Origin of the sequence: Spiroplasma endosymbiont of Dromius quadrimaculatus (assembly GCF_964031155.1) — a bacterium.
Classification (GTDB): Bacteria; Bacillota_I; Bacilli_A; order Mycoplasmatales; family Nriv7; genus Nriv7.
In genome coordinates this window covers 277046-295996 of sequence record NZ_OZ035010.1, presented here as the reverse complement: position 1 = coordinate 295996, position 18951 = coordinate 277046, and the positions used below count along the sequence as shown (strand labels likewise).

Here is an 18951-nt window from a genome sequence, read left to right as displayed (position 1 = left end):
CTAGTATGGTTAATCCTGAAAAAATTTCTCTCATTAGAACGAGAACTAATATTACTGAAATTATTGGTCAATATTTAAAATTGCAAAAAAAAGGTCGTAACTATTGAACAGTTTGTCCTTTTCACGAAGACAATGCGCCTTCAATGAGTGTTTCTCCTGAAAAACAAATTTATCGGTGTTTTTCTTGTCAAGCTTCTGGGAATGTCTTTACTTTTTTGCAAAAATATAAAAAAATTTCCTTTTTAGAAGCTTTAAAAGAAGTAGCAGCACTTGTAAATATTGATTTACAAGAATTAGAGCAATGAACAAAAAATAAATATGATAGTGAAACTTTGAAAATATTTGCGATTAATGCTTTAGCTTGTGAATACTTTATGTATCATTTAGATAGCAAAATTGGTATTCAAGCAAAAAAATATTTAGAACAGCGAAATATTGATAATAAGTTAAGAGAACAATTTAGTATTGGATTGGCGCCTAGCGAAGATGGACTAGTAGCATATTTACAACAAAAAGGTTATAAACCTAGTGAATTAGTTATTTCTGGTTTAGTTGTTTATCAAAATAATCATTTTAATGATTATTTTAGAAATCGGATTATGTTTCCGATTCGTGATATAGAACATAATATCATTGGTTTTTCGAGTCGTTCATATTTGGAAAATCAACAACCAAAATATATGAATACCTTAGAAACTAATATTTTTAAAAAAAATCAATTATTGTATAACTTAAGTTTTGCAAAAAATCATTTGCATCAAGATAAGTATTTATTAATTTGTGAAGGATTTATGGATATTATTGCTTTAAGCAAAATTGGCATTAACAATGCCGTTGCCATTATGGGAACAAGTTTAAGTGCACAACATTGTTCAATATTAAAAAAGGTTACTAATGAAATTATTTTATTTTTGGATGGTGATGATGCTGGAATTATAGCTGCGTTTAAAATGATTAGTGAATTATGGTATCACAAATTTAATGTTAAAGTAATAAACAATCCAACAACATTGGATCCCGATGATTTAATTAAAAAAGAAGGTGCAGTAGCAGTTCGTGCTTTAATTAAAAATAGTATTCATCCTTTAGACTTTGTTTTAAATTATTTTCAAAATAATTTAGATTTAAAGAAAATTGATAATGTGACTGAACTTTTAAAAAAAGTTACTCCATTTTTTCAGTTATTACATAGTGCTGTTGAAGTAAATTTTTATTTAAATAAGTTGGAAACAATAACTAATTTGAATAAAAAAATCCTTGAACAAACATTGTTTGCTAAGCAAACAATAGGAACTACTGATAAAATAAATCCTAAAAATGCTGGGGCTAATAAGAATTTATATTTAAATCCGATTGAGAAATCGGAAAATATTATTATATTTTCGTTACTTTATACAAAAGAAACATTAACTAATAGCGAATTAAATAATTTTTCCTTAATTGATCCCATTAAAAAAGTTTTATTATCAGAAATTATTAGTTGATATGATAAAAATCCGCAAGCAGGAAAAGTAAATTATGAAGATTTTCTAAAATCATTACAACAAGAACAAGTAAAAAAGTCGTTAGAAATGATTTATAGTCTTTATAATAAACAAGAATTTGTTTATCGACCTAAGTTAATTAATGATTGTCAAGAAACTATTTATAATTATTTAATTAAATTAGAAAAAGATAAATGAGCAAAAAAATGATTAGCAACTAATAATGTTAATGAAAAAATAGCGATTGGGCAAAAAATTATTAGTTTGTCAAAAAATATTAAAAGAGAAAAGAGTGGTCAATAGATGCGAAAAAGAATATTTAAAAAAATAAAAACTTTTGATGAGATTAAGTATGACTTATTAAAAAAGATTAAAAAAAATGATAATCATATTAGTCAAGAAGAGGTTTTAAAAGCATTTGAAATGTTAGATATTGAAGATGGACTCTTAGAATCTTTTATTAATGAACTACAAAATGATGGTGTTGTTTGAACCGATTTAGTTGATGATGATGAAGTTGAAGTTGATATTGATTTAGAACATTCTGATTTTGAAGATGATGATATTGTTAAAGAGCGAGCTATTTTTGATGAAGATGATGATATTATTATTAACTTTAAAAATAATGGTCCAAGTATTTCTAATGAAACTAAAATTCATGACATTATTAAAGCCTACTTTAATCGTTTAGGTTCAAGTAAAATTTTAACAAAAGAAGAAGAAGTAAAATATGCAAGAATGTTGGATTCATCTGATCTTGAAATTAAACAATATGGACGAAATAAGTTAATTATTTCTAACTTAAAGTTAGTTGTTTCAGTAGCTAGAAGGCATACTAATCGTGGTTTAGATTTTTCAGATTTAATTGAAGAAGGAAATATTGGTTTAATGAAAGCAGTTGATCGTTTTGATTATCGCCGAGGATTTAAATTTTCTACTTATGCAACTTGATGAATTCGTCAAGCAATTACAAGAGCGATTGCTGATCAAGCAAGAACGATTAGAATACCGGTTCATATGGTGGAAACTATTAATAAATTAACAAGAATTGAACGCCAATTAACTCAAGAATTAGGTCGGGAACCAACCCACACTGAAGTTGCAGAAAAAATTGGTTTGGTGGGAATGACTGCTGAAAAAGTTCGTGAAATTAAACGATTATCAATGGAACCAGTTTCTTTAGAAAAGCCAATTGGCGAAGAAGATGATACACACTTTGTTGATTTTGTTGAAGACAAAGATATTTTTTCACCAGATGATTATGCTGAACGAGAATCATTACGAGAACAATTAGATAAGGTTTTTGAAGAAATCTTAAATAAACGCGAGGAAAAGGTTATTCGGATGCGTTTTGGTTTACTACCAACTAAAATTCGATCGCTAGTTGATTTAGCAGAAGAGGGAAGCGAAAAAGATGAATTAATTAGTGAAATAATGAATTTAGATTTTAAGTTTGATACGCCAATTGAAAAGGTAATTAATTTAAATGATTATGTTATTGATAAACATTTAACTAAGTATGATTCACCAAAAACATTAGAAGAAGTTGGTAGTGAATTTGGTGTTACCAGAGAAAGAATTCGTCAAATTGAAGCTAAAGCTTGTCGCAAATTAAGAAGTCCTTCAAGGTCAAGACTTTTGAAAGATTTTTATAAAGGTTAATAATGAAACTATCTCATCGTTTAGCAACAATTGCTAATTTAGTTAATCCTAATGATATTGTTGCTGATATTGCTTGTGACCACGGTTTAGTTGCTATTTATTTAGTAAAGAAAAAAGGAATGAATAATATTTTTGTTAGTGATATTAATCCTAAAGCATTAGCGCAAGCTCAGAAAAATATTATTCAAAATCAATTACAAAATAATATTTTTCCAATTTTAGGAGATGGCATTAAATGAATTAATGCTAGTGATAACATTAATTGTGTTATTATTGCGGGATTAGGTGCCAAGACAATTATTAATATTTTAACTAATGATTATCAATCAATTAATCGTTATATAATTCAAACAAATAATGAAATGTCTAAAATTCGTAAATGAGTGCAAGACCACAATTATTTTATTGAAGACGAATTATTAATTAAAGATAATAATTTTATTTATGAGATTATTGTTATTAATAAAACGCACGGTTGTTTAATTGTTAGTGATGAACAAATTATGTTTGGACTAAATTTAGAAAATAAATATGAGTTATTATTTAACAAAATGTGAACCGACAAACTTTTTCATTATGAAAATATTATCAATAAATTAACCCCAAATCAAATTAATGCCATAATGAATTTACAAGTTTTGTTAATTAGAAATAAATTGCAAAGGCAAAAGGAGAAATAAAGATGATTAATGTTAATGATTTACGCAATGGCATGACTTTTAGACATAGTGGTAATCTATTTTTAGTCTTAGATACTGGTCGTGCTCAAGCTGGAAGAGGCCAAGCAAATGTTAAAGCTAAAGTTAAAAATTTGCGAAGCAATGCAATTATTAATTTAACTTTTACTAGTGGTGATAAAGTTGAACGGGCGCATCTTGATAAACGCGTGATGCAATATTTATATAGTGATGGCAATAACTTGATTTTTATGGATAATGAAAGTTATGAACAAGTTGAAATTAATAAAACAAAAATGGCATGAGAATTAAAGTTTTTAACTTCTAATTTACCAGTTCAAGTATTACAATATGATAATGAAATTTTAACGATTTCGTTACCAGATAAAGTAACTTTAAAAATTATTGAAGCTGAACAGGCTGTTAAGGGTGATAGTAGTTCTTCGCCAAGCAAAAGAGCAGTTGCTGAAACTGGATTAGCATTACAAGTACCATTATTTATTAATACAGATGATTATATTGTTGTTTCCACAGTTGATGGTAAATATCAGCACCGAGCTTAAAATAACCTAAAAGGTTATTTTTTTTATGTCATAATTATTACAAACATATAAAGGAGTTAATTAAAGTGAAAATTGGATTTTTAGGTGCTGGTAATATGGGGAAAGCAATTATTGATGGGTTATTAAATACTAATGCTTTTACTAATGAAAATATTAAAGTTGTTATTAATAGTGATAAAAGTTTTCAATATTGAAATAATCGTCATATTAGTGTAAGTAAACAATGAGAATTTTTAAGCGATTGTGAAATAATTATCTTAGCATTAACCCCACAAGATATTTTAAAATTAAAAGAGCAATTAACAAATTTATTTACTCAGAAAATAATAATTTCTGTGGCATCGGGAATTAATATGACATTGTTAAAAACAATATTTAAAGATTGTGGGGTTACAAGAGTAATGCCCAATACTTCTTGTCAGTTTAATAATTCAATGACAATGATTTGTGAAGAGGGTAATGTTGAAGCTAATGAGCAAGCATTAAACATTTTTAATTATTGTGGTAAAACCATTTCATTAAGTGAAAAACAAATTCATTTGTTTATTGCTATTTGTGGTAGTGCTAGTGGTTATTTATATCATTGATTACAACCGTTAATAGAAATTGCTGAAAATAATAATCTTAGTAAAGATGAAGCCAAAACAATTGTTGGTGGTTTATTACTTGGTGTTGCGACAAATATTTTAAATAGTGATTTAGAGCTAAAAAAATTGCAAGAAAATGTAACATCGCCTGATGGTACAACAATGGCAGCAATTAAAGTTTTTGAAACTAATAACTTGCAAAATATTATTAGTGATGCTGTAAATGCTTGTATGTTGGAGTAAACAACTAGAAGAAATAGTATCTAAAATTAAAATTATCAAAAAAAAAATAAAAATTATCAAAAAAATAGTATAATATTTCTAATCCAAAATCTTAAAATTTATGGTAAATAATCATATTTAAGGAGCTGACAAATGAAAGTATTATTCTCTATTGCAAGTATAATGAGTTTAACAGCACCAACATTACCCGTCCCAACAAGTAATATCGAGACTGTTATTAATAATGATATTAAACCGCTTGGTGAAGAAATCATAATAAGTAATAAGGAGGAATTACTTCATAATGTGGGTACTATTGCAGTTGATAGTGTTAATAATAACATTTATTTTGGAACTTATCACGGTACTTATGTTATTGACCAAAAAACTAACAAAGCAAAATTAGTATGTAAGGATGCTTTAAATATTAATGAATATCGCCATATTCGTGCCATTGCTATTGATAGCAATAAGAATATTTATTTTGGTACTTTTAGCAATGGGGCATATGTTTTGAAAGTTGGTGCAACTACTGCAACTAAAATTGATGGTGTTGATGATGCTGTTCGTGTGATTGCTATTACTGGTAATGATGATGTTTATTTTGGAACAAAGAATAACACTTATATTTTAAAAGCAAACGAAGCAACAGTAAATAAATTCTCTTCTCTTACTGATCTTTTTTCAATTGCTATTGATAGTAGTAATAATATTTATTATTCTAAGTATGAAGCAGGGGCATATGTTTTGAAAGTTGGTGCAACTACTGCAACTAAAATTGATGGTGTTGATGATGCTGTTCGTGCGATTGCTATTAATAGTAATAATGATGTTTACTTTGGAACAGTTGCGGGGATAGAAGTTTTAAAAAGTGGTGAAACAACAGTGAGAAAAATTAATGGAATTAATGGTGCTATTAATGCCATTTTTTTTGATAAAAATAATAATATGTATTATTCAGTGGAGAAAAGAATTTTTAAATTATTATTAGATGCTAAAATAATAGCAAAGCCACATATAAAAACTGTTCCATTTAATTTACAACCATATAAAATAATTAACAGTAAAAATGTCAGCACAATAGAAGGTACAGTCATTAAAAATGATATTGTTCAAAAAATAAAAACACAATTAGAAAATAAATTTTCAGGAATTACTGAAAAAATTGATTATTATATTAACACTGATAATTTAAATGATAGCAATTGAACTGTAAATCGAAACATCATTGTTCAAGCAACTAATAATAGCAAATATATTTTTGGTTCCCATATTGAATCAATTCCTATATTAGAACAACCAAAATTAAATAATGGACCACAATTGTCAACAATAAAAAAATTAATTGAAGAAAAAAATAAAATTGGTATAAAAATAATTATTATCATTGCCTTTAGTTTAGTTGCAACTAGTTTAATATTTTGGTATTTACTATATTATTTTGTAATAAAACCAATTAAAAAAAATAAGAAATAATTACTAATTTTATTAGTGAACGAATTCATGTTTTAGGATTGTAAATTTTTAATTTTTATTACATAATTAAAAAAATAAATAAATATTGATTTATTAAAATTGAAATCAACTCATTACAATTAATGAGTTTTTTAATTTTAAATATTTGAATTATTATTTTTAATTAATAAGGAGAAGCCCGATGATTTTAAGTGAGTTAATAAAAAATAATCAAATAACAAAAAATAAAATTAAAAATGCTACGGTTGAAGAACTTAATTTTCAAAATGAGCAAGGATTTGATAGTCCTTTACACTTAGCAATTAAATTCGGTACTTTAGATATTGTTAGTGCATTTATTAAAAATGGCAAATGTAATTTAAATATTAAGGATGCAAATAACTGGACAGCTTTACATACGGCATTATTTAATGGTAAGTTAGAAATAGCTAATATGTTAATTAGTAATAAAAAATTTACTGCTATTAATGATTATAATAATAAAAATATTTTCCCCTTGGTTTATGCTTTAGAAAAAGATTACAAATCAGTAGTTATGACATTGTTACAACGCCTTGATATTAATATCAATATTATAAACAAAAATGGTTTTACACCGTTACATTTAGCAGTAAAAACAAATCATTTTGAAGCTGTTAATCTTATTGTTAATAAATGAAAAATAATGGATATTAATAATACTAATAATGGTGAGGGATTGGCTCCATTACATATAGCAGTAAAAAGAGAAAATATATCCATAATAAAAGTTCTTATGAAGTATTCTAATATTAATATTAATTGTCAATCTGTAAAAATAAAAGTTACCCCTTTGAAAATTGCAGTTGATACAAATAATTTTGAAATTGTCAACTTATTAGTAACTTCTGGTGCCAATGTTAATTTAGAAGATGCTGGAAAGATTAGTCCCTTACGGATGGCAGTAGAAAATGAAAAAGAAAAAATATGTAAGTATTTATTAGAAAATGGTGCAAATCCTAATAGTCAAGATATGTGTGGTATTACTCCATTGCATGCTGCGGCAGCAGGTAAAAATTTTAAAATATTCAAGTTGTTAGTAGATGATAAAAATTGTGATATTCATATTAAGGATATTCGTGGTAGTTCTGCTTTAGTATGAACATTTCAAAATCTTGATAAAAAATTGGGAGTATCTTATGTTAATTATATGCTTGTTGAGAGCAAGCTTAGGAGTAAAGAAGTACAAAAAATTGGTCTCATAAAAATGCATAATGATGCTCAATATAATGCTTTTCAAATTAGAACATATTTTAAATATAGTGCATTATTAAATAATCCAGCAGCAGCTAAAATTTTTAATAGTTTTAATAATGATGATTATTTAAAACATTATCAGGTTGTTAATGAGTATATTAACAAATATCAATTAATATATGAAAAAGTTCACGAATCATCTTGAGAGGCTTCTAAAAAGATTGAAGATGAATTATTTTTTAAGTCTTTAAAAGAATATCAATTAGATTTTGAAAGATTTAATTTAATATTATCAACGAGTAATAATCTTTTATTAGAACTTGAAAAAAAGCAAGAAAATGAAGAAAAATTAATGCAATATCAAGAACAATCGCAAATTTGAAAAGAAAGCAAATTAGAAGCTGAACAAATAAAAATTGAAAAAGAAGCAGTTAGTCAAAATGTTTTATGTTGCGCTAATGATGATATCAAAGAAAAAAACTTTCAATTAGGATTACAAAAGCTTAAAGAATTTAAAGAAAATGAAAATGCATCTAAAAAGTCTGTTAATGAACAACAAGTTTATCATTTAACTCCGGTGGAAGAAAAACGAATTTATCCTCCTAAAGTTCCAAAAATACCTAAAGGTCAACAATCAAAGGCACGACATATTGATTGACCAAAACAAAAAACTCCACAGCAGAAGATAAATTCTAATAAAAGTACTAAGTCTAAAATAGAAATCGTTTCGTATCAACCGAATATTGCTCAAATAGATAAAGAGCGAAAAATTATTGCAAAACAAGAGTGCATTTCAAATCGCAAGCAATTAATGTCAAAACCAAATGCAAGTTCGCTTATTAATTTTTTTCCTGATTTACAAGAAAGTTTTGCCGGTTTAAATAAAGATGAATTTAATACAGAAATTAAATGATGAAATGACAAGGTAAATAACTTACAATTAGATGATTCTGAAGTATTATTAAAATTTGGTCATCAAATTAAAGAAAAAATTACTAATATTAATATTAAAGAAAGAAAATTAAATTTAGAACAATTAACTATTTTGCAATTAGCAAAAGAAAATCAAGATGCAGAATTAGCAGCGATTATTAATGTTAATCGCGGTGAATTATGAGACCACAAATATGGTCGGCCAGCGATTAGTTTAGGAAAAACAATTGATAATGGCAAAGAATTAGTTATAGTTGGTACGACGCGAGAAATAAAAGGGTTGCCTTGCTTTACTTTAAATCTTGTTGAGGATAAAACAACATATTTTTATTTTAAAAATATTGTTACGATTGAAAAAGAAGATAATAAAGGTTGATGAGATAAGCAAAACAAACCAACCTTAACTGAAAATGAGATTGCCACATTATTTGCACAAATCGATGATTATAATGAAAAAAATGCAAATTTTCAGCATCAAGTAAATAATGTTAGTCCAAAAATTGCGAAACAATGAGATGCAACTGGGGCTAAACCGAAAAGTAAATTTGAAATTGATGATGTTCCAAAACTATTTCCACAAAAGGAATTATTATCTAATGAACCACAAGCAAGAACTAGTTTTGATCGGAGTATAATTTTTAATCTTGAAGCAGAGACTGCCAAAGTAGCAGAGCAAATGTTAGCACAACAAGCGAAGGAAAAACAAGCAAGAGAAAGAAGTCAACAAGAAAAAGCAGAGTCAGCAAGAGGAAAAAAGCAAAAAGAACCACTGTTATTTAATTAGAAATTTTTAAAGATATTTTGTTTAAAATTTATTTTAAATTGAAACCATAAAACTTATTAAGGAGAAAAAATGAATTTAAGTAAATTAATAAAAAATAAAATTAAAAATGCTATGATTGAAGAAATTAATTTTCAAGATGAGCAAGGATTTAATATTCCTTTACATTTTGCTGGTACACATTTTAAAATATTTAAACTAAAAATTGCAAATTAATAAATCATCATAATAAAATTTAAAACTAGAATTGGAGCAATACAATAATGAATGGTAAGGATAAAAAACAACAAAATAATAATAAATATGAGCAATTAAAGAGAAAATGGGATGAAGATTTAAGACTTGCAAAAATAGAACAGCAAAAGCAAATTGAAGCGAGAAAATTAATCAGAAAACAAAAAGAAAAATTAGATGCTAGTTTTAAAAAAATACCGCTTGAAGAAGAACAGCAAAATTTAAATTATTGTGAAGCTAGAAATATAGCAGAGGCAAATAAAATATTTGAAGAAGCTGAACAATATTTAAGTGATGCAAGAATAGAAAAAGAAGTTTGTCAAAAATAATTTGTACTTAAACAAATAAAGGACGCATAAAGTTTTGTTAGGTGGGAAAAGATTTGAATAAGTATTAAGACAGTCAGCAATGATTGTCTTTTTATTTTATAAGATGTTAAAAATTTGTTCTTTGAAAATTAAATACAAGTGAATTAATAATGTTGGTATGTATTAAAGCACGATAAATTGTGGGTGGTCGCCATAACCAAAAGAAGTTTACCAGTTAATAGATAACATCCTATTAGCTATAGCAATTTGTTTCGTTTTGCAATAAAAAAATGAATGGGTGGATTTCCTAAAAATATACACGCTATTAAATTAGTTCCAAGGGTAGGGGATGCGGATATTAAAGTGTAGAAATTTCTATATAGGGATATATTAAGTTTAAAATTATTAAAATCTTTATCTAATTAAAAAAACAAAATTTACTAACAAAGCTTGTTAAACACTTAAATCTGCGATATATAAGTGTTTAAAAAACTAAGTTAACTAACTTAGTTAATATAACTTAGTTTATTCATAAGAAAGGTAATTTATTATGAAAAACATTGAAAACATTTTCTTAAATACTAAAAAATATCTTTTAAAAGAAACACAAAACGCAATTCTTATTAAAGCACCAGAAATTCCGTGATTTAATGGACAAATCGGTATTTGGTTTCCAAAGAGATTTGTTTATAAAGGAAAATACGAAAATTCAATTTGCATTGGAATAATAAAAGATAGTAAATATCAAGTAATTTCAATTAATCAAAAAGAAAAAGAAACCAAATTAATTAAGGGACAAGAATTATTAGGTTTTTTCATTGCCGAAAAAGCAAACAACAAAAAAGATATAAATTATAACTATTTTAAAGGAGTTTAAAAATGAATATTGCGATTGGAATAATATTTATTATCATTTGCATAATGCTATTGGCATATTTTGCTTATAAAATTTATGCCAAAATAAAAATGCGAATTAAATATAAAAATGCCATTAAAAATAATACTGGTAATTTCACAAAAGACGAAAAAGGATGGAATAAAATATTCGTTTGGTGATGTCTTATTTTAACAAATATTTTATCTATTAAAATAAAACTAACTAAGGAAAAGACAAATTTATCTTTTTTAACCATCTTGATAATAACATAAAATCACAAAATTACAAAAGGTCGCGTTTAGTTTTCTTAGGTATTGCTTTGAAGAAGTAAAACAATCAGCTAATTATATTATTTAATTACTAAACTAACCCTGCCTTTCTTGTTATTGTCATTTTTATTCTTTTTCATTTTATCATATTATTGAATTTTTACACAACAAAAATTATTAATATTATTAAATTTTCACTAATATATATTAATTTTATATTTTTACTTACTTAAATCTATTATATTTATTTGTTACAGCATTACCTTTATAATTAATTCAACTATCATCATTTTTATTATTATATTTATTTCATAATGAATTTTTATATATTTCTTTTCTGATTTCTATTTCTGAATTAATATTTTCATTAATGTAATGTAATACATTTAAGTTGTTTAAATTTGCCATTCTTAAATGTAATAGATTATTTAAATTCTTATGATTATATATTTTTGCCCCATAGCCTAATTGTTGTTTTACTAAATGCGATACATCACTTTCAATGCTACAACCGATATTTCATTCTAAATTTTGATGATGAATACCTTGCTTATTATTACTGAAATAATTACTCGCCTTTCTTAAATTTGTTTTAATATCTTTATTTAATTCATTTTTAGCAACATTACGAATGTTTTTGATTAATTCTTGATGATTTCCATCCTTATATAATTTAATTCAACTATTTAGTGTTACTTTGCGATTTTCAAAAATAATATTAAATGCGGTTTGTTTTAATTTTTTAATAGCGTGATAACCATCTAAAATATATCTAACATTACCAAAACTGTTCGCAATTTCTCTAATTCAAGAATCACCATCACCACAAACAATTATTCTGTCATAATTAATATTTACATAATTTTTTTGTACTTCTTTAATTAATAAATCACGATAATCCATCGTATTTATTCGTTTACCAACTTTTAACATTAAAAAATGACCTCGTTTGTTTTCTAATTCTCTACGAGCATTTTTGTAATTTTTTTCTTTATGTCCGGTATGAAAAGTAACTAAACGAATTCTTTGGTCTTGTTTAACTTTCTGATCTAATGTTGCTAAAAATGTCTCATCTAGTTGAATATACAAATCCTTATTTTTGACATCAATTCTAGTTTTAGTTTCTTTTTCTGCTAGTTGAAAATATTCAGCAATATCGTATTTATTTAAAATATTTGAAATACTAGCTTTTGAAATATAACAATGATTTAGAGCATCTAAAACATCACGATACCGTTTACCATCTCCCAAAAGACTTAAAACTTTAAATTGGACATCAAAATAAATGCGTTGTTTAGGCAATAAGCCAATTTCTTTATCTAACAAACATACATATTCAAATTTACCTGATTTTTGATTTCAATATTTATATCGGCGTCGTTTAAAAGTAACATCACCAAAAATTGTAATAATTGTTCTTGGTGCAAAATGAACTACTTTATAACCTTGTTTTAACCGATAATGATATTTATATAAGTATTCATCTAATTTTTCATATTCATTAGCCAATTGTTCGCATTTATTGATGTACATATTTTTATGGGTTGTAAATAAACTAAATCAATGGTTGTTTTCTGAGGTTTTTACATTATTATTAATTTTTAACATAATAAATTACCTTTCTTGATAGTAACTTTAACAAATTTTAGTATTCAATAAACCGAAAAAAATGATAAAAATTCTTATTTGATGATTTATAATGAGATTCCAAAGTAAAGAAATTGCAGATTAGGATTTGGAGAAAGGAAAAGGTGTTGTAAATTTTATTAATTAGTAAAAATTCACGAAAGGAATTTAATTAATATGAAAAAATTACTCAGTTTATTAAGCACAATAACAATGGCCGGAAGCGGAATGTCAGGAATTGTCGGAAACGCTCCAACTTCAACAAAAAGTGAAATCAGTTATTTAAAAACAAATAATTTAAAAAATTTAGATAAAAAAGTTTATTTTATTGAAGATAAACCAAACAATTATGATGCTATAGAAATTAGCGAAATAAAAGGGCAAGTTAATGATATTGCAATCCATGACAGAAATATTAAGTCTACAGTTGCTGGTGCTACTTATTTTGCAACAGATGATGGATTATATTTTAAATCAAGACCTTCATCAAACTTAATTAAAATTAATGGAATAAATAACAAGGTTAATCGCATTATAATTTCTCAATCAACAGGAGAAGCTTACGCAATATCTGCAAATAAAAAAATTTATTTGATTGAAGATAAACCAAACAATTATGATGCTATAGAAATTAGCGAAATAAAAGGGCAAGTTAATGATATTGCAATCCATGACAGAAATATTAAGTCTACAGTTGCTGGTGCTACTTATTTTGCAACAGATGATGGATTATATTTTAAATCAAGACCTTCATCAAACTTAATTAAAATTAATGGAATAAATAACAAGGTTAATCGCATTATAATTTCTCAATCAACAGGAGAAGCTTACGCAATATCTGCAAATAAAAAAATTTATTTGATTGAAGATAAACCAAACAATTATGATGCTATAGAAATTAGCGAAATAAAAGGGCAAGTTAATGATATTGCAATCCATGACAGAAATATTAAGTCTACAGTTGCTGGTGCTACTTATTTTGCAACAGATGATGGATTATATTTTAAATCAAGACCTTCCTTCATCAAACTTAATTAAAATTAATGGAATAAATGAAGCAGTTATTTCTATTATAATTGAACAAAAAAGTGGTAATGTATTTGCAATAACTAAAACTAAAATGCTTTTAAATATTATTATTCAAATAAATAATTTACGGTTTAATAACATTATTAATGATGAAATTATTTTAAATGAATTAAATTATTTAAATCCTAATTTAGATATATCACAATTAGAAATTATTAATAAAACAGATACATCAGCTACAATTAAAGCAAAAGACAATGGTAAATATTTTGGTGAAGTTACTGTTAATTATAAAATTAAAAATAAAGATGAAATTAATGCTATTAATTTAAATGAATTAATTAAAAGAGCAGTATTTTTTAAGTTTCGTGATGAAAACCCTAATTTAAAATTTAAAGAAATAAAATATATTGATACTAATAATTTAAATTTTTCAAATACTGAAATAACAAAAAGAGAAAATTCATTTTTATGATCTAATGCTCCTAAAAATGTATGTTCTGATAGAGAAATTATCAATAAAACTCCAAATACAAGATCATTTAATGTACCCACTTGTGAATATAATTCAAAATCAAAATTAGTATTTCAAATTACAACAGGATTAACTAAAACAAAACAAGAAAATAAATTAAATGGTTGAAACATAAATTCTGATGATGAAATGAAATTAACAGATTTTACAAATATAAATAATAAAAATTCTAAAATCATTAATGTATTATCAAATGAATTTGATTTATCAAACACAAATAAACAAGAACAAGAAATGATTTTAAGTATTTTTAAGGTACCCGCTGATAAATTTGAACTTAATCCCAATGAAAAATTAAAAATTACTTATCCAGTAAGAATAATTACATCTAAAGTTATATTAAATTTAAAACAAAAAATTACAGGAAATATTACTGCCAAAATAATTGATGATAACAATAAAGAACAAGTAGTTACATTATCAATTACAGAAGTAATGCAAATTTTACAAAAATATAGTTTATTACCCAATGAAATTACTATAGATAAAAACAATGATAACATAACATTTAACGGTGAAGCATTTTTTTCATCAGAAAGATAAGGGCCGGTAAAAACAAATACAGTTACTACTATAGTATAAGGTTTTATAAAAACGATATTAGCTATTTAGAACAATAACTTTAATTGGAGCAAGTACACCATGTTTAATTTCTTGTGAAAAATAAGAAAAATATTCAAACCAGTAATTTTAATTAATTACTGGTTTCTTATTTTATTAAAATATAAAAAATGAAAAGTTGCTTAGTTGTTTAAGAGTATTGTCATCATAGACAACCACCTTTTAGGGTAGTAATTTTAACAGTTTTTAAATTTAGTTAACTTATTTTTCTGTTTTAATGATAAATGTTTTTCTAGGATTTATTTCTATTCTATATCCGCTTGAGTGATCATAGTAATTTATTGTCATTTCTAATTGGATAAACTTTTGGATTTTGTATGTTTTTCTATTGTTATTTTGGTTAATTATTTTGCCATATTTTCCTGTTAAATCTTCAATATTTTTTCTTATTTCATTGTTTTTTAAAAAAGCAGGAGTTATAAATTCAAGTTTATCATTTGTTGGTTTTGGTCTTTCTTTAAGTACTTTTTCAAGATTTTTTTTATTTATACTTATAGGAACTTTTATTATTATTTTTAATTCATCATGATGTTGTTGAATATTCTCAATTTCAACTTCTTTTAAATTTTCAAGTTTAACTTCTTTTTCATAAATTTGATTTTTAATCATTGGTGGTGTTATTGATTTATTTGTTTTATTATTACAACCAGTTATGAATAATGTTGCTAATTCCAAGAGAGTTAGTATATTTAAAAATTTCATAATTTTAACTTCTTTATTTTTTCTATATATATATATATATATTACACGAAAATTCTTAAAATCATTAGAAAAATGGCAAAACCGATTAAAAATTGGAAGGTATAGTAAAAAGCTGGTACTGTTTTAAAAACTGGAAAAATATCGGTTGAAAAGTTAACTGTTGCTTTTGCAATAATTGCTAATGGTCGTAAAATCGTGATGATTTGTGACGCTGTCAGTATTCAGTTTATCATTTTGATACCAGCATTTTGAATGGCACAACCAATATCATTAAATGTTGGTATTCATCGTCCCGAATATTTGCAATTTGCTGGTGGAATTAAATCGTCTCATTCACTGTTATTTGAACCATCAGGGATAAAGGCTGTTGAATTTAATACATTAAAGTCATAAATTTTAAAATTGTAGTTAGAAATATTACCTTTGTGATAAAGTGGAAAAGTTAAGGTAAAAATATTAATACCATAACGAATATCAATATCGGTATTGAGATAATTAATACTGTTAGCAGTCTTGCTGGTTGGCAAGGTAATTAGTTTATTGTCGTAAGATTTAAGGACATTAAAATTAATTTGATAAATGCTATTGGTATTGTTAATAGCATTGTAATTCTCTTGGTGCATTTTTTTGTCAAAAGTAAAGAAATAACTTCTTAGTAATAATTCTGAGTTTCCTATAATATTTACTAAGTATTTTTTGGGATAAAAGGTAATTAATGAACGATAAAAGAAACCTATTTGAATAAAATAATCCTTCTTATAGTTTTCTATACCCTTAAAATCAATTTCGGTATGAGTTTTTTCGTCCATATCAAAAGTCGCATAAAATAAACTAGCAAAGAAATTGCCAAGAATTTCATAGATTTCATCAAAAACATTTTTGTAATCGCTGTTGTTAATACTAGGAATGTTATTTTTAAAATATAGGTAAATATCATTTTTTAAATCGGGGTCATATCGTAGAAAACTAAATTTAACATTGAGGTAATTTAAGGTTCCGAAAAGGTACTTAATTAGGTAATAATCGTTAGCTCTTGTGGTGTCATATTTTCATATTTCATTTTCACCGTGTAATAATTGTAAATAGTTATTTCCAGCAATTAGGGTTTTATTAAATGCCTTAATTTTGAGGACATTATCGTTGTTATCATCTTGTTTCGGAATGACCATTTTAATCGTATTTGTTCCTTGCAATTGTGTGCTCGTTTCAATTGCGGTGAATTTAACGGTAAATGTTCTGTCAGCGACATTGTCTGTTGTTAAATCAAAAGTAGTGCTATCGTCTAAGTAATTGTTGTCATTATCTTTAATTTCTGTATTATAGTCGATGCCTTCAATTGCATTATTTACGCCAGCAAGATTGTTAATTTTTTCATTAAGTCTTTTTTTAATTTTTTTTATAACTTCAATTTTGGTTGCATTTGTAGGGTCGATTATTTCTGAATTTGGTAAAATAGTTGAAGTCTTATGATAAAAATAGCTCTCGTCTTTAAAGCCGTGATTTTTAATCGTAAATTCTTTGTAATAACCTTTTTCTAAGGTGTCAATGAAATTAAATACTGGTGTTCAATAAAGATAAGAATAATTGAATTTGTCAAAATCACCGCGATGAATCATTAAATAATCAAGATTATCAACAACATCGTTATAGTTATGGTTTCCATCAAATTTTTTGGTTATTTCTGGCAAATCAATGTCGGTTGTATCTTTTTCTGTTTTAATGATAAATGTTTTTCTAGGATTTATTTCTATTCTATATCCGCTTGAGTGATCATAGTAATTTATTGTCATTTCTAATTGGATAAACTTTTGGATTTTGTATGTTTTTCTATTGTTATTTTGGTTAATTATTTTGCCATATTTTCCTGTTAAATCTTCAATATTTTTTCTTATTTCATTGTTTTTTGAAAAAGCAGGAGTTATAAATTCAAGTTTATCATTTGTTGGTTTTGGTCTTTCTTTAAGTACTTCTTCAAGATTTTTTTTATTTATATTTATAGGAACTTTTATTATTATTTTTAATTCATCATGATGCTGTTGAATATTCTCAATTTCAACTTCTTTTAAATTTTCAAGTTTAACTTCTTTTTCGTAAATTTGGTTATTTTGTCTTTTGTTTCTAATTAGTGATTGTGTTGTTATTTCGTCATTATTAATATTTTGGGGAATGGTAAAAATGTTATTGAAACTAATAATTAACACGGTAAATATTTTCATAAACATTTTTATCACTCCTTTTTAAAATATTTTATTTTTCATTGTTCTTTTGGTTTTGATTTTTTTAATAAGTCACTCAATGCTACAGTTTATAACTACTGCTATTGTAATGCATATATCTAAATATCCTAGTATCATAAGTGAAATTAATACTTCAAATTTTTCATATAATAATTTCAAATCATTAGTTTCCAATTTTAAAAATGGAATAAAAAAGATAATAATCATAAAAATGTAAGGTAAAATTCTCCATCAATATTTTTTTAAAGAATTAATTAGTTTGTTTGATTTCATTTTTTAAGGTTCTTTTTGCTTTAATTTTCTGAATAATAAAGCGGATGAATTTTTCAAATTTAATTGCAAAATATATTGCTCCGCCTCATCAAAAAACAAATATTCCTGCTAGCATAATACCACTATTGAACTTGCCAAAGAAATCAACCATCTCTTTATTCATAAACTCATTAAATTCGTTACTTGTTCCAGTTATTCATTTAGTATCAATTGCTGTTAATGCACAAAGTAATAAGCTTATAAAAATGAAAATGATACTTAATACTATTTTTAACCACTGCTTTTTAAAAGAATTTTTAATTCTTAATTTTAATGGCATTTTTTCTTTTGAATTATCTTTTTTAAATAATTTTCCTAAAAGTTTCTTCATTTTAATTTTCCTTTCATATTTTTATCGTCCTTTAATCACAATAAATAAAGCAATAAGTACACAAGTGACACCAAGAATGGTAAAAATTGGGTGTTGCGAAAATGTCCGAGCCATTGGTTTAAATAGTTCTAAAATTGTTAAATTGCTAGTAATAAACTTTTGGAAATTGGCAAGTCCCTCGCTAATATAGTTCGTTAAAGTTTCAAAATGACTACCAGCCAATAATCCAAGAACAGTTATTAAGATAAAAATAATAATTAGTTTAAACAT

The 18951-nt window shown here is 25.2% G+C and carries 19 protein-coding genes; 13 read left to right on the top strand and 6 right to left on the bottom strand.

Annotation, left to right across the window (positions count from 1 at the left end; genetic code table 4):
* The first annotated feature begins 5 nt into the window (after positions 1–5).
* From dnaG to AAHM88_RS01605, 11 genes are all read left to right on the top strand, one after another.
* Complete coding sequence (gene dnaG / locus AAHM88_RS01655; protein WP_342263039.1) at positions 6–1787, top strand: DNA primase; 1782 nt, start codon at positions 6–8, stop codon at positions 1785–1787.
* Positions 1788–3146: a sigma-70 family RNA polymerase sigma factor gene (locus AAHM88_RS01650; protein ID WP_342263038.1), complete on the top strand. Its 1359-nt coding sequence runs from the start codon at positions 1788–1790 to the stop codon at positions 3144–3146.
* Positions 3147–3148: 2 nt separating this feature from the next.
* On the top strand, positions 3149–3826 hold the full coding sequence (locus tag AAHM88_RS01645) for a class I SAM-dependent methyltransferase (protein ID WP_342263037.1): 678 nt from the start codon (positions 3149–3151) through the stop codon (positions 3824–3826).
* A 2-nt stretch (positions 3827–3828) separates the two neighbouring features.
* On the top strand, positions 3829–4386 hold the full coding sequence (efp, locus tag AAHM88_RS01640) for an elongation factor P (protein WP_342190035.1): 558 nt from the start codon (positions 3829–3831) through the stop codon (positions 4384–4386).
* Positions 4387–4451: 65 nt separating this feature from the next.
* Positions 4452–5216 (top strand): pyrroline-5-carboxylate reductase, encoded by a 765-nt coding sequence (locus AAHM88_RS01635; protein ID WP_342263036.1) that lies wholly within the window; start codon positions 4452–4454, stop codon positions 5214–5216.
* A 132-nt stretch (positions 5217–5348) separates the two neighbouring features.
* Positions 5349–6671: a hypothetical protein gene (locus AAHM88_RS01630; protein WP_342263035.1), complete on the top strand. Its 1323-nt coding sequence runs from the start codon at positions 5349–5351 to the stop codon at positions 6669–6671.
* A 181-nt stretch (positions 6672–6852) separates the two neighbouring features.
* Positions 6853–9603 carry an ankyrin repeat domain-containing protein gene (locus AAHM88_RS01625; protein ID WP_342263034.1) on the top strand — a complete coding sequence of 917 codons (2751 nt, stop codon included), beginning with the start codon at positions 6853–6855 and terminating at the stop codon, positions 9601–9603.
* 69 nt (positions 9604–9672) lie between these two features.
* A complete protein-coding gene (locus AAHM88_RS01620; protein ID WP_342263033.1) occupies positions 9673–9816 on the top strand; it encodes a hypothetical protein in 144 nt (47 codons plus the stop codon).
* Positions 9817–9863: 47 nt separating this feature from the next.
* Entirely contained in the window at positions 9864–10163 is a 300-nt protein-coding gene (locus AAHM88_RS01615; RefSeq protein WP_342263032.1) for a hypothetical protein, read from the top strand.
* A 529-nt stretch (positions 10164–10692) separates the two neighbouring features.
* Positions 10693–11019 carry a hypothetical protein gene (locus AAHM88_RS01610; RefSeq protein WP_342263031.1) on the top strand — a complete coding sequence of 109 codons (327 nt, stop codon included), beginning with the start codon at positions 10693–10695 and terminating at the stop codon, positions 11017–11019.
* A 2-nt stretch (positions 11020–11021) separates the two neighbouring features.
* Positions 11022–11291 carry a hypothetical protein gene (locus tag AAHM88_RS01605; protein WP_342263030.1) on the top strand — a complete coding sequence of 90 codons (270 nt, stop codon included), beginning with the start codon at positions 11022–11024 and terminating at the stop codon, positions 11289–11291.
* A 222-nt stretch (positions 11292–11513) separates the two neighbouring features.
* Here the strand turns inward: AAHM88_RS01605 and AAHM88_RS01600 are convergent, their stop codons facing one another.
* Positions 11514–12896 (bottom strand): Mbov_0401 family ICE element transposase-like protein, encoded by a 1383-nt coding sequence (locus tag AAHM88_RS01600; protein WP_342262528.1) that lies wholly within the window; start codon positions 12894–12896, stop codon positions 11514–11516.
* A 195-nt stretch (positions 12897–13091) separates the two neighbouring features.
* On the opposite strand from AAHM88_RS01600, the gene AAHM88_RS01595 reads away from it, so the two are divergent.
* The gene (locus AAHM88_RS01595; RefSeq protein ID WP_342263029.1) at positions 13092–13952 is read left to right on the top strand and encodes a hypothetical protein; all 861 of its coding nucleotides are present in this window, start codon (positions 13092–13094) and stop codon (positions 13950–13952) included.
* Entirely contained in the window at positions 13903–15021 is a 1119-nt protein-coding gene (locus AAHM88_RS01590; protein WP_342263028.1) for a hypothetical protein, read from the top strand. Before AAHM88_RS01595 ends, AAHM88_RS01590 begins: the two co-directional genes overlap by 50 nt.
* Positions 15022–15300: 279 nt before the next feature.
* Here AAHM88_RS01590 and AAHM88_RS01585 read toward each other — a convergent pair whose 3' ends face one another.
* From AAHM88_RS01585 to AAHM88_RS01565, 5 genes are read right to left on the bottom strand one after another with little or no spacing between them, the layout of a single operon-like run.
* Positions 15301–15801 carry a hypothetical protein gene (locus tag AAHM88_RS01585; protein WP_342262530.1) on the bottom strand — a complete coding sequence of 167 codons (501 nt, stop codon included), beginning with the start codon at positions 15799–15801 and terminating at the stop codon, positions 15301–15303.
* Positions 15802–15842: 41 nt separating this feature from the next.
* Complete coding sequence (locus AAHM88_RS01580; RefSeq protein ID WP_342262531.1) at positions 15843–18023, bottom strand: hypothetical protein; 2181 nt, start codon at positions 18021–18023, stop codon at positions 15843–15845.
* A gap of 15 nt (positions 18024–18038) precedes the next feature.
* The gene (locus AAHM88_RS01575; RefSeq protein ID WP_342262532.1) at positions 18039–18245 is read right to left on the bottom strand and encodes a hypothetical protein; all 207 of its coding nucleotides are present in this window, start codon (positions 18243–18245) and stop codon (positions 18039–18041) included.
* A gap of 43 nt (positions 18246–18288) precedes the next feature.
* Positions 18289–18681, bottom strand: coding sequence for a hypothetical protein (locus tag AAHM88_RS01570; RefSeq protein WP_342262533.1), 393 nt, complete (start codon positions 18679–18681; stop codon positions 18289–18291).
* A 21-nt stretch (positions 18682–18702) separates the two neighbouring features.
* Positions 18703–18951 carry a hypothetical protein gene (locus AAHM88_RS01565; protein WP_215826579.1) on the bottom strand — a complete coding sequence of 83 codons (249 nt, stop codon included), beginning with the start codon at positions 18949–18951 and terminating at the stop codon, positions 18703–18705.